The organism is Rhodococcus sp. NPDC056960, assembly GCF_042674125.1.
In the GTDB taxonomy this organism is placed as follows: Bacteria; Actinomycetota; Actinomycetes; order Mycobacteriales; family Mycobacteriaceae; genus Rhodococcus_F.
The window spans coordinates 213,624-225,987 of the sequence record NZ_JBHURF010000001.1 but is presented as its reverse complement, the minus strand read 5'-3'; the positions used below and the strand labels follow the sequence as shown (position 1 = coordinate 225,987).

Sequence of the window (12,364 nt, the reverse complement as noted above, 5' to 3'; positions counted from 1 at the left end):
GGGCAGGCTCAGGCTTCGTCGCGGGACTCGCGGTGTTCGCGTAGTTCTTTGATCTCGCGGGCGAAATCCTCTGCGGACGAGAACGACCGGTACACGGACGCGAAGCGCAGGTACGCCACCTCGTCCAGATCACGGAGCGGACCGAGGATCGCGAGACCCACCTCGTTGCTCGGGATCTCCGCCGATCCCGAGGCGCGGACTGCGTCTTCGACCTGCTGGGCAAGAAGATTCAGCGCGTCGTTGTCGACCTGCCGGCCCTGGCAGGCTCGGCGCACGCCGCGCACCACCTTCTCGCGGCTGAACGGTTCGGTGACACCGCTGCGCTTGACCACCGACAGGACCGCGGTCTCGACGGTAGTGAATCGGCGACCACACTCGGGGCACGACCGGCGGCGGCGGATGGCCTGCCCTTCGTCGGCTTCTCGCGAATCGACCACACGTGAATCGGGGTGCCGGCAGAACGGGCAGTGCATGGCGATTCCTTCGTCGTAGCCGTCGTGGCCGCAACTGTTCGCCTCCCCCGATGGCGAACCGACGAAAACGGATTCACGCAGCGGATGCACGATCTCGACGCGACCACACGCAGTGGTGGGACTGACAGCATCCGAGACTACTCGTCCGTTCGATGGGACAGTCATGCAGCGCCTCCCCCGTCATCGGGTAGCGGACGAGGGAACGATCAGATTCTGCCCCGGGTGCAGCGCCGAATTGGACATGGCGTTCAGCTCCATGATCCGCTCGACCACCTGTGCCGCCGGCAGATCCGGCGCGACACGTCCGGCGATGGCGGCCAGGCTCTCCCCCTGCTGCACCTGCACGACCTCCGTGGCCGCCGAGTCGCCCACGCTGTCGGTGGTGGCCAGCTGCGCCAGCCCGACGAGCCCGCACAACACACCGGCAGTGATCACGACGCTCGCCAGAACCATCCGCCAGCCGACGTCGTTCGCCCCGCGGCGATGATCGGCACGCGAGACGCCCACGTGAGTGGGCCGGTACTCGACGGCACCGGACGACGGACGCCGCAGGTCGTACCCCGGCCCACGCCGGCGCGGCACGGTCCGGTACGGGCGTGCGGCCCCGGATCGCACGGCACCCCGGTCGAGCGCCTGCCGGTCCAGCACCGTCTGCCGGTTCACTACTGTCTGCCGGTTCACCACTGCCCGCCGAGGGAGAACTGCGTTGCTCATCGGTACCTCCGCTGTTCGTAGCCGATATCAGATCCGGGCTTGTCCGATCCAGGGTTGCCAGATCCGGTGTGGGATCCGATGTCGGATCCGTTCGCGACCCGGCAGGAGTCCGATCCGGCCGGGTGTTCGATCACGCGTTCGAAAGAACACATGTTCGATTTCTACCACGGCGGTCCGACAAAGTCTCTACTTCTCGCGACACGTGTCGAACAGATGTTTGATACTCCGAGGAAACAGGGATAGATTCGTGTCACGCGGCACAGCAGTCACATGCGACCCAGACCGGCAAGATCACACACAGACGGAGGCACCTCGCCATGAAGGACCACAGCTCGACCGACGGTTCGACTCCACGTGTGAGCGGTGGCGCCGCCGCCGGGTTGACCGACCGGCAGCGCCGTGTCCTCGAGGTGATCCGCACATCCGTGAACGAGCGCGGCTACCCGCCCAGCATCCGTGAGATCGGCGATGCCGTGGGGCTCACCTCCACGTCGTCCGTCGCGCATCAACTGCGCACGCTCGAGAGGAAGGGTTTCCTCCGACGGGATCCCAACCGTCCGCGCGCGGTGGACGTGCGCGGTCTCGACGAGGTGGCGGCAGGCGCCGCGGCCAACGCGGCAGGCGCCGCGGCCGGCACCGCCGGGTCGGCCGCGGTCAAGTCCGGCACCGCGGGCTCGCCCCTGCCGGAGCCCACGTTCGTCCCGGTCCTCGGCCGGATCGCCGCCGGCGGCCCGATCCTCGCCGAGGAAGCGGTCGAGGACGTCTTTCCGCTTCCCCGCGAACTCGTGGGCCAGGGCTCACTGTTCCTGCTCAAGGTCGTCGGGGAATCGATGATCGACGCCGCGATCTGCGACGGCGACTGGGTGGTGGTCCGTCAGCAGAACGTCGCGGAGAACGGAGACATCGTGGCGGCGATGATCGACGGCGAGGCCACGGTGAAGACGTTCAAGCGCACCGAGAACGAGGTGTGGCTGATGCCGCACAATCCGCTGTTCGATCCGATCCCCGGCAACGACGCAGTCATTCTGGGCAAGGTCGTCACGGTCATGCGCAAGATCTAGCCTGTCCGCCCGCAGACGCGAAAAGGCCCCACGGCGAGATCGCCGTGGGGCTTTTTCGCATCGCGCCTCGTCAGAGATTGAGTCCGCGCCCGATGATCTCCTTCATGATCTCGGTGGTGCCGCCGTAGATCGTCTGGACACGAGAATCCATGTACGCCTTGGCGATCGGGTACTCCTTCATATAGCCGTAGCCGCCGTGCAACTGCAGGCACCGGTCGATCAGCCGGACCTGCGCCTCCGTGGTCCACCACTTGGCCATGGCCGCTTCCTGTACCGACAGCTTCTCGTCGTTGAGCATCTCGATGAACTTGTCGACGAGGACGCGGACAGCCGTTGTCTCGGTGGCGAGTTCGGCGAGCACGAAGCGCGTGTTCTGGAAGCTGCCGATCGACTTGCCGAATGCCTTGCGGTCGCGGCAGTACTGGATCGTCATGTCCAGCGCCGACTCCATTGCGGCGGCGGCCACCACGGCGATCGACAACCGCTCCTGAGGAAGATTCTTCATCAGGTAGAGGAATCCCATTCCCTCCTCGCCGAGGAGGTTGGCAGCGGGGACACGGACATCGGTGAAGCTGAGTTCGGCGGTGTCCTGTGCCTTCATCCCGATCTTGTCGAGGTTGCGGCCCCGTTCGAAGCCCGGCATGTCTCGTTCGACGACCAGGAGACTGAAACCCTGGGCGCCCTTGTCGGGATCGGTGCACGCGACCACGATCACGAGGTCGGCGTTGATGCCGTTGGTGATGAAGGTCTTGGAACCGTTGAGAACCCAGTCGTCGCCGTCGCGCACGGCCCGTGTCTTGATGCCCTGGAGGTCACTGCCGGTTCCCGGTTCGGTCATCGCGATGGCGGTGATCAGCTCGCCCGATGCGAAGCCGGGCAGCCAGCGCTGTTTCTGCTCCTTGTTGCTCAGTTCGAGCAGGTAGGGCGCGACGACATCGTTGTGCAGGGTGAAGCCGATCCCGCTGTACCCGCCGCGGGTTGTCTCCTCGGTGATGATCGCGTTGTATCGGAAGTCTCGCACGCCGCCGCCACCGAATTCCTCCGGCACGGCCATTCCGAGGAATCCCTGCTTGCCTGCCTCGACCCACAGGCTGCGGTCGACGATGTTCTGCTCTTCCCACGCGGCGTGGTTCGGCTCGGCGTGCTGTGCGAGAAACTTGCGGTACGACTCCCGGAACAGTTCGTGCTCCGGTTCGAACAGGGTGCGCTCCACGCCGACTCCTCGTATCAACTGTCTGTTACGTTTCGTTCGAGATACGTCTCGTTCGACGGTAGAGGCGAGGATCTGCGGGGTGAATGACCCAGGTGATCGGGATTCGTGACCCATCCGGTCACGGTGTCAGGGCTTGCGGAACCCCGCGAGCCAGCGCATCACCGGGTAGGCGACGAGGATGCCCACCGAACCCCACGCGATGCCACCGAGTTCGACCGACCCGATCGTCAGCGTCAGGTCGCCGATGCCGGCGACGAGCGCGGCCGCGACCACGGTGAGGTTCACCGGGTCGGTGAAGTCCACCTTCGCATCCATCCAGATGCGTACCCCGAGGACGCCGATCAGGCCGTACAGCACGAGGGTGGCACCGCCGATGACGCCGTTCGGCACGGTGAACACGAGGGCGCCGAATTTCGGTGAGAACGCGAGAACCACGGCGGTGGCGGCCGCCACCCAGTAGGCGGCGGTGGAGTAGACCCGCGTCGCGGCCATGACTCCGATGTTCTCCGCGTACGTGGTGGTTCCGGAGCCGCCGCCGAACCCGGCGAGGGTGGTGGCCAGGCCGTCGGCGACGAGGGCGTCACCGGCGACGTCGTCGAGGGAGCGGCCCGTCATGGCCGACACCGCCTTGACGTGACCGACGTTCTCGGCGATCAGGACGATGACCACCGGCAGGGTCAGTGCGATCACGGACCACTCGAACGTCGGTCCCCGCAGCTCGGGCACCCCGAACCAGGCCGCGTCCCGCAGAGCCGTCACGCGCTCGTCGGCGAGCCCGCCGGTGACGGCGGCGAACACCCAGCCGACGACGACACCGACCAGGATGCCGAGGCGTCCCAGCAACCCCGGACCGAGGACCGTCACGAGCAGGATCGCCAGCAGCGTCACCCCGGCTATCAGCGGCTGCGATTCGAACGAATCCACCGCGGTGGGTGCGAGATTGAGTCCGATCAGCGCCACCACGGCACCGGTGACGACGGGTGGCATGACCGCGTCGATGACCCGTGAGCCTGCCAGTTTCACCGCGATACCGACCAGCAGCAGGAGCACGCCCGCCGCGGCCACACCGCCGAGTTGGGCTGCGGCACCGGAGCCCTGCGATGCGGTCAGCGGTGCGATGAACGCAAACGACGAACCGAGATAGCTGGGGATGCGGCCGCGCGTGATGAGCAGGAACAGCGCCGTCCCGATTCCGGAGAACAGCAGCGTCGTCGTGACCGGGAACCCGGTGATCGTCGGCACCAGGAGGGTCGCGCCGAACATCGCGATGACGTGCTGCATCCCGATTCCGACGGTGCGCGGCCAGGTGAGCCGCTCACCGGGAGCCACCACCTCACCCTCGCCGATCCGCCGGCCGTCACCGTGCAGCGTCCACCCGAAGGCTTTCGTCGGGGCGGACGGGTCGGTGGAGCCGCCGGGGGCGTCGGTTTCTTCTTTCGTCACAGTTGGCCAATAGTAGGGACTGTCTGGGAGTTTCGCGCCTTCTGGACGTGATCCGACGAACGTCGGAGGCTACGCGCCCAGAACGCGCACCGCCGCGGCGCGCGCCTCGGCGGGATCGCTCGTGGTGAGCACGTCCTCGGCGGCACGACGGCACTCGTCCAACGACACCGTGCCGACCTTCGCGCCCACGCCCGAGACGGCGGCACCGGCACAGGAGAGCGACGTGACACCGAGCCCGATCAGCACGCAGGCGAGCAGCGGGTCGGCGGCCGCCTCACCACACACACCGACCGGTTTGCCCGCGGCGACGCCCGCCGCGGCCGTGCGAGCGACGAGCGCGAGGACGGCCGGCTGCCAGGGGTCGGTGAGCGACGCCAGGTCGGACGACATCCGATCCGCGGCCATCGTGTATTGCGCCAGGTCGTTGGTGCCGATCGACAGGAAGTCGACGTGGCGCAGCAACCGGTCCGCCAGCAGCGCGGCGGCCGGAACCTCGACCATCACTCCGGGGACGAGACCGCGGGCGCGGACCTCGGCTCCGAACGATTCCGCCTCGGCGGGAGTCGAGATCATCGGTGCCATCACCCACGGCTGCGACTGCGTCTGCTTCGCCGCGGCGGCGATGGCGTCGAGCTGCCGGCTGAGGATGCCCGGGTTCTCGTCGGCGATCCGGATTCCGCGGACCCCGAGCGCCGGATTCGCCTCCTCGGCGTGGTTGGCGAATCGCAGCGGCTTGTCGGATCCCGCATCGAGGGTCCGGATCACCACCTTCTTTCCGGCGAACGCGTCCAGCACCTCACCGTAGATCTCGGCCTGCTCGTCGACGCCGGGCTCGGAATCGCGGTCCAGGAAGCACAACTCGGTGCGGAACAGGCCCACACCTTCGGCGGCGGTCGCGCTCGCCGACCGCGCGCCGGCCCCGTCCTGGACGTTGGCCAGGATCGACACGGAGTGACTGTCGCTGGTGCGGCCCGGCCCCTCCCACGACTGGATACGGAGTCGTTCCGCGCGCCCGTGTTCCACCGCGGCGCGGGCCTCGACCGGGTCGGGTTCCAGCACCAGTTCGCCCGCGGAGCCGTCGAGAAGCACGGGGGTGCCCCCGGCCACGGACTCGAGGTCACGCACCGCGACGACGCACGGGATTCCCAGTTGCCGCGAGATGATCGCGGTGTGGCTCGTCGGGCCGCCGAGGATGGTGACGAGACCGACGATCAGCTCGGGATCGAGTCCGGCGGTGTCCGCGGGCGCGAGATCCTGCGCGCAGAGAATCGACGGGGTCGCCGGGACCGGGATACCCGGCTCGGGCAGACCCAGGAGTTCCGACACGACCCGGTCGCGGATGTCGCGCAGGTCGGTGACCCGTTCCGCCATCAGCCCACCCATCTTGGTGAAGAGGGTGGCGAACTGCTCGGTGGCGTCGGCGGCCGCTTCGTCGGCGGGGGCGCCGCCCGCGATCAGCTTCTGCGCCGCACCGAGCCAGCCGCGGTCGGCGGCCATCGCCGCGTTGGCCTGCAGGACTTCTGCTGCGGCACCGGACACGGTCGATGCGCGGTCACGGAGCCGCTGCGAGACCACCGCGGCAGCTTCCTCGAAGCGGACCTTCTCCGCGTCCCGCGATGCTTCGTCGATCCGGGCAGACCCCGGCGCGACCTCGGGCCGCGGAGCCGGCCAGATCACCGGCGCGTAGGCAATGCCCGGTACCACCGGTGTACCTCGCACGATTTCACGGTCTTCGGTCATCGGGTCCTCCTGGCCGGCTCGTTCTGTCTTCACACAGTCGGAAATGCGAATCGACTATGTGACGGAGATTACTCTCAACTCTTGACATGTCAACACACTCGGGCGTAAAACAACATGACACAACATTTCGTGTGATGCAGACCATAACGGATTGCGTCACCGAACACTTCATCGACGAGACCAGGAACGGGGACACGGTGTATCCGGAAGAACGCCAGCAAGCGGTCACCACGCTGATCTCGCAGCGGGGACGCATGTCGGTCGCGGACCTGTCCGACACCTTCGGCGTCACCACCGAGACCGTGCGCCGCGACCTCGCCCTGCTCGAACGTCTCGGTCACGTCCGCCGAGTGCACGGCGGCGCGGTGCCCGCCGGTTCGCTCACCGTCACCGAGCCCGGCATGACAGAGCGCGACCACACCCGCGCCGAGCAGAAGGACCGGATCGCGAAGCGCGCCGCCGCATATCTTCCGCCGTCCGGCGGCAGCGTGTTGTTCGACGCGGGAACCACGACGGGGCGCATCATCCCGGAACTTCCGGCCGACCTCGACCTCACCGTGATCACCAACTCCGTCCCGATCGCGGCCCGGCTCGCGGGCCTCAACTCGGTGACGCTGCACATGCTGGGCGGCCGGGTGCGCGGGATCACCCAGGCCGCTGTCGGCGAGGAGGCGCTGCGCATCCTCGACGTGCTCCGCGTCGACGTCGCGTTCATCGGTACCAATGCGCTCAGCGTCGGCCACGGCCTGTCCACGCCGGACACCGAGGAGGCCGCCGTGAAACGCGCCATGGTCCGCTGCGCCAACCATGTCGTGGTGGTCGCCGATTCGTCGAAGGTGGGCCGCGAGCACCTCGTGAGCTTCGCGCCCATTCACAGCGTCGACATCCTCGTCACCGACGCCGAGATCAGTTCCGCAGACCGAGCCCACTTCCACGACCAGGGAATCGAGGTGGTGATCGCATGATCGTCACGCTGACCGCCAATCCGAGCATCGACCGCACCGTCAACCTGGTGGGCCGCCTCGAACGAGGCACCGTCCTGCGCGCGGCCGCAACCCACAGCGATCCCGGCGGCAAGGGCGTCAACGTCGCCCGCGCACTCACGTCGGCCGGTGTCGCCGCCGTCGCGGTGCTTCCGGGAAACGAGGGAGATCCGCTGCTCACCGCGCTGTCCGAGCACAAGATCGACTACGTCACCGTGGCGATGTCCGGAGCGGCACGCACCAACATCACCATCACCGAACCCGACGGCACCACCACCAAGATCAACGAACCCGGCGTGACGATGTCGGCCGCATCCCTCGCCGATCTCCAGTCGGAGATCATCGACCGCGGGTCCCGTGCCGAGTGGGTCGTGCTGTCCGGTTCACTGCCCCCCGGCATTCCCACCGACTGGTACGCCACCCTCGTCGAGGCGCTGCGTGCCTCGTCGTGCCGGGTTGCCGTCGACACGTCGGATGCGCCACTCCTCGCACTCGCGGAACGATTTCCCGCGGCCGCCCCCGACCTCGTCAAGCCCAACAGCGAGGAACTCGCACAACTCACCGGCGCCGACGGGCAGTTGCTCGAGGAGTCCGCACTGCGCGGAGACCCGACGGCCACCGCCCACGCGGGACGGCAACTGGTGGACCGCGGGGTCGAAGCCGTCCTCGCCACCCTCGGCGCCGCAGGGGCGGTACTCGTGACGGAGGCGGGCGCGTGGTGGGCCACGCCACCACCGATCGTCGCCCGCAGCACCGTCGGCGCCGGCGACTCGTCACTCGCGGGGTATCTGACCGCGCACATCTCCGGTGCACCGCCCGCCGACTGCCTCCGATCCGCCGTCGCCTACGGCAGCGCGGCGGCAGCACTACCCGGAACGACCCTCCCGACTCCCGAACACGTCGACCTCGACGCCGTCACTGTTACCGCCCTCAGCTCCCCCGCCCCCGATCCGGCCTGAACCAGAAGGAAACACCATGTCTCACTCGACACCCGACCGCGATTCGGGGCCGCAGATCATCAGCGAAGATCTGATCTCCCTGGACACCGACCTCGGAGCCTCCAAGGACGACGTGATCTCCGCGCTCGCCCGGCGTCTGGCCGACGCCGGTCGCGCCACGGACGCGGACGCTCTCCGCGACGCCGCGCTGGCGCGTGAATCACAATCGGCGACAGGCCTTCCCGGCGGGATCGCCATCCCCCACTGCCGTTCGGAAGCCGTCGCGGCGGCGTCGCTCGGGTTCGCCCGGCTCGCCCCCAAGGTCGACTTCGGCGCCCCCGACGGGCCCGCAGATCTGGTGTTCCTCATCGCCGCACCCGAGGGTGCCGGCGCGGAGCACATGAAGCTGCTGTCCTCGCTCGCCCGGGCCCTGGTGCGCCCCGCGTTCGTCGGCGCGTTGCGTGACGCGAAGTCGCCGGCCGAGATCGTCACCCTCGTGAACGACGTCCTGGCCCCCGCACCGGCACCCGCCGCGGCGGGATCAGCAGCAGCACCCGCGGCGGCGGCCGCAGCTCCGGCTCCGAAGCCCGAACCGGTCACCCCGCCCCCGGCCGCCGCGAAGGCACCCGAGCCAGAAGAGGGGCCCAAGCACATCGTGGCGGTCACGGCCTGCCCGACCGGCATCGCCCACACCTACATGGCCGCCGACTCCCTCGTCGCCGCCGGTGAGCGCGCAGGCGTGGTCGTCCACGTGGAGACGCAGGGTTCGAGCGGCAGCACGCCGCTGCCCGCCGGAGTGATCGCGGGCGCCTCCGCCGTCATCTTCGCCACCGACGTCGGGGTAAAGGGCAAGGAACGATTCGCGGGCAAGCCGGTGGTGGCGTCGGGCGTCAAACGCGCGATCAACGAGCCGGACACGATGATCACCGAGGCGCTGCGTGCGGGCCTGAACCCGTCCGCGGCCACGGTGGATGCGGGCAGCGCGGCCGGCGCCGCAGACGAACCGGCCGGGTCGATCGGCTGGGGCACCCATTTGCGTCAGGTTCTGCTCACCGGTGTGAGCTACATGATTCCGTTCGTCGCCGCCGGCGGTCTGCTGATCGCCCTCGGATTCCTGCTCGGCGGATACGAGATCTCGGGGCCGGCCAAGGACATCGTCCTCAGCAATTCGCTGGGGAACCTCCCGGACGGCGGCCTGACGACATACCTGGGTGCGGTGCTGTTCCAGCTGGGTTCGCTGGCATTCAGCTTCCTCGTCCCCGCCCTGGCCGGTTACATCGCCTTCGCCATCGCCGACCGACCCGGCCTCGCACCGGGCTTCACCGCGGGTGCTGTCGCGGTGTTCGTCGGCGGCGGTTTCATCGGCGGCCTCGTGGGCGGCCTCATCGCGGGTGCCGTCGCCCTGTGGATCAGCCGGATCCCGGTGCCGCAGTGGCTCCGCGGTCTGATGCCCGTCGTGATCATCCCGCTGTTTGCGACACTGATCGTCGGTGCGCTGATGTTCCTGGTTCTCGGCCGTCCGCTGGCGGCGATCACCAACGGCCTCACCGACTGGCTGAACGGACTGTCCGGGAGCTCCGTCATCTTCCTGGGCATCATCCTCGGCCTGATGATGTGCTTCGACCTCGGCGGCCCGGTCAACAAGGCCGCATACGCGTTCGCGGTGGCCGGCCTCAACGTCAACGATCCCGCCTCGCTCCGCATCATGGCGGCCGTGATGGCCGCGGGCATGGTCCCGCCGCTGGCCATGGCGCTCGCGTCGACCGTCCTGCGTCCCAGCCTGTTCAGTGAGGCGGAACGGGAGAACGGCAAAGCAGCCTGGCTGCTCGGCTCCGCGTTCATCTCCGAGGGCGCCATTCCGTTCGCCGCCGCCGATCCTTTGCGCGTCATTCCCTCGATGATGGCCGGCGGCGCCGTCACCGGCGCTCTGATCATGGCGTTCGATGTCACGCTCAGCGCACCGCACGGCGGAATCTTCGTCTTCTTCGCCATCGGCAACCTGCTGTGGTTCCTGGTGTCGCTGGCCGCCGGTGTCGCCGTCGCCGCACTCTGCGTCGTCGGTGCCAAGGAATTCATCAAGCCCGGCGCGTCCGACGCCGAACTCGACCCCGACGTTGCGACAGTCGCAGCGTAAGAGAAAACAGATCGACCCGCTCGACCCGCATCAACCCACCGACAGAGGAGAGAGTCCATGCCCAGCACCACAGTCGCCGTCGGTTCGTCCATCGGCCTGCACGCCCGTCCCGCCGCCGTCATCGCCGAAGCGGTCGCCGCCGCCGGTGTGCCCGTCACCCTGGCCGTGGCGGACAGCGAACCGGTGGACGCCGGCTCCGCGCTGCTCATCATGACGCTCGGCGCCACCAAGGGCACCGACGTCACGGTCACCAGCGACGACGCCGACGCCGTCGAGAAGGTAGCCCAGTTGGTCGCGGCCGACCTCGACGCCTGACCGGCTCCCGGCCGTCAGCTGGTGAGACCCAGCTGACGGCCGGTCCAGTCCATCTCCCGTTCGAGCGCGGCTCCCCACGTGGCACCCTCGTGCCCCCCGGGGAGCTCGTAGTACCGCACGTTCAGACCGGCCGCCCGCGCGGCAGCGAACATCCGCTGCTGCTGCGGGCGGTATTCGTCGTCGGTGGCCCCGGCGACGAACACCCCGGTCAGTTCCGGGAACTGACGGGTCTTCAGCAGATCGACCGGATTGACCGCCGCGAAGGCGCGCTCGTCACCAGCGAAGGTCGCCGCGACCGTCCCGGCGTGATCGCCCAGCGAGGGCTCGTCCTGGCCGAGGAAGTCGAGAAAGGTCGGGAAGATCTGCGGATAGTTCACCGCGAGCTGGATCGAACACGTCCCCCCGTAGGAGAATCCGCCGATCGCCCATTGCGCCGGGTCGTGGGACACCTGCAGGGTCTGCTCGATCCACGCGGGGACGTCGTGCGCCACGTATGTGGCGGCGTTTCCCAGCGCCGAGTCCAGGCAGAGGGGGTTCGCGTCCTGCGACCCCAGTGCATCGACCACCACGACGACGGGCGCGAGGCCGTCGTGGCGCGCCGCGTACGCGTCCACCGTCGACGCCAGCCGGCCACTGCTGAACCAGTCCTGCGGCCGCCCCGGCTGTCCGGCGATCATCACCATGACGGGGAGCACCGCCCGAGGTGACGTCAAATATGCCGGCGGCAGATACAGCACCGCGGGTCTGGCCGGGAAACCGGATTCGGCGCCGGGAATGTCCACTTCCGTCACCACCCCGGACCGGGGTGTGCGGACCGGTCGCGTCCAGTCGGAGTCCATCGGAACTCCCGACTGCACCGTGGGCTGGAACCCGGGAACGTCACCGAACGCGACGGGCGCGACCACCGCCTGCGGACGGTGTCCCACCAGCGACCCGACGGTCGGGAACGCGCCGAGCTGCGCATTCACCTGTCCCGCCGCGGCGGCGGCGACTACGGCGGACGCCACGGCGGCCACCACCGCACGCCGCGTTCCGGCGTTCCGGAGCCGAAGCGCGGCGAGAGCGACGACGGCCACCGCGAGCCAGATCCAGACGTATCCCGCCGGTGGCAGCTGATTGGGAAGCGGCCGGTACGCCGCCCACACGGCCCCCGCGATCACGCCGGTCACCGGAACCGCCGCGGCCGCGGCGCCGAGAATCGGCAACCCAGCGCGACGAGCGGTCGCGGCGAGCGCCGCGCCGATGCCCGCCAGAGCGGCCACGGTCAGCGCGACTTGGGCGCGACCGTGCTCGAGCGACAGGTGGGAGATACGTGACAACAACTCGTGGACCTGCACCGGCCCAGTAAAC

General features: G+C 68.7%; 11 protein-coding genes. 5 read left to right on the top strand and 6 right to left on the bottom strand.

Annotated elements, in window-relative coordinates:
- Positions 1-8: 8 nt before the first annotated feature.
- Together nrdR and ACFTWF_RS01165 are read right to left on the bottom strand one after the other, a co-directional pair.
- Positions 9-473 carry a transcriptional regulator NrdR gene (gene nrdR / locus ACFTWF_RS01170; RefSeq protein ID WP_005567362.1) on the bottom strand — a complete coding sequence of 155 codons (465 nt, stop codon included), beginning with the start codon at positions 471-473 and terminating at the stop codon, positions 9-11.
- 180 nt (positions 474-653) lie between these two features.
- Positions 654-1,187 carry a LysM peptidoglycan-binding domain-containing protein gene (locus ACFTWF_RS01165; RefSeq protein WP_378459469.1) on the bottom strand — a complete coding sequence of 178 codons (534 nt, stop codon included), beginning with the start codon at positions 1,185-1,187 and terminating at the stop codon, positions 654-656.
- Between the two features lie 317 nt (positions 1,188-1,504).
- Between ACFTWF_RS01165 and lexA the strand changes: the two genes are divergently transcribed.
- Positions 1,505-2,248, top strand: a complete 744-nt coding sequence (gene lexA, locus ACFTWF_RS01160; protein ID WP_378459468.1) for a transcriptional repressor LexA — start codon at positions 1,505-1,507, stop codon at positions 2,246-2,248.
- Positions 2,249-2,318: 70 nt separating this feature from the next.
- Here lexA and ACFTWF_RS01155 read toward each other — a convergent pair whose 3' ends face one another.
- From ACFTWF_RS01155 to ptsP, 3 genes are all read right to left on the bottom strand, one after another.
- Entirely contained in the window at positions 2,319-3,461 is a 1,143-nt protein-coding gene (locus tag ACFTWF_RS01155; protein WP_378459467.1) for an acyl-CoA dehydrogenase family protein, read from the bottom strand.
- Between the two features lie 126 nt (positions 3,462-3,587).
- Positions 3,588-4,904 carry a uracil-xanthine permease family protein gene (locus ACFTWF_RS01150; protein ID WP_378459466.1) on the bottom strand — a complete coding sequence of 439 codons (1,317 nt, stop codon included), beginning with the start codon at positions 4,902-4,904 and terminating at the stop codon, positions 3,588-3,590.
- Between the two features lie 69 nt (positions 4,905-4,973).
- Positions 4,974-6,644 carry a phosphoenolpyruvate--protein phosphotransferase gene (gene ptsP, locus ACFTWF_RS01145; protein WP_378459465.1) on the bottom strand — a complete coding sequence of 557 codons (1,671 nt, stop codon included), beginning with the start codon at positions 6,642-6,644 and terminating at the stop codon, positions 4,974-4,976.
- Positions 6,645-6,841: 197 nt separating this feature from the next.
- Between ptsP and ACFTWF_RS01140 the strand changes: the two genes are divergently transcribed.
- From ACFTWF_RS01140 to ACFTWF_RS01125, 4 genes are read left to right on the top strand one after another with little or no spacing between them, the layout of a single operon-like run.
- On the top strand, positions 6,842-7,609 hold the full coding sequence (locus ACFTWF_RS01140) for a DeoR/GlpR family DNA-binding transcription regulator (RefSeq protein ID WP_185730126.1): 768 nt from the start codon (positions 6,842-6,844) through the stop codon (positions 7,607-7,609).
- The gene (gene pfkB / locus ACFTWF_RS01135) at positions 7,606-8,586 is read left to right on the top strand and encodes a 1-phosphofructokinase (protein ID WP_378459464.1); all 981 of its coding nucleotides are present in this window, start codon (positions 7,606-7,608) and stop codon (positions 8,584-8,586) included. The genes ACFTWF_RS01140 and pfkB overlap by 4 nt, the downstream gene beginning before the upstream one ends.
- A gap of 16 nt (positions 8,587-8,602) precedes the next feature.
- Positions 8,603-10,699 (top strand): fructose-specific PTS transporter subunit EIIC, encoded by a 2,097-nt coding sequence (locus ACFTWF_RS01130; protein WP_378459463.1) that lies wholly within the window; start codon positions 8,603-8,605, stop codon positions 10,697-10,699.
- Positions 10,700-10,756: 57 nt separating this feature from the next.
- Positions 10,757-11,014: an HPr family phosphocarrier protein gene (locus ACFTWF_RS01125; RefSeq protein WP_005240765.1), complete on the top strand. Its 258-nt coding sequence runs from the start codon at positions 10,757-10,759 to the stop codon at positions 11,012-11,014.
- Between the two features lie 14 nt (positions 11,015-11,028).
- Here ACFTWF_RS01125 and ACFTWF_RS01120 read toward each other — a convergent pair whose 3' ends face one another.
- On the bottom strand, positions 11,029-12,351 hold the full coding sequence (locus ACFTWF_RS01120) for an alpha/beta hydrolase (protein WP_378459462.1): 1,323 nt from the start codon (positions 12,349-12,351) through the stop codon (positions 11,029-11,031).
- Between the last annotated feature and the right edge of the window lie 13 nt (positions 12,352-12,364).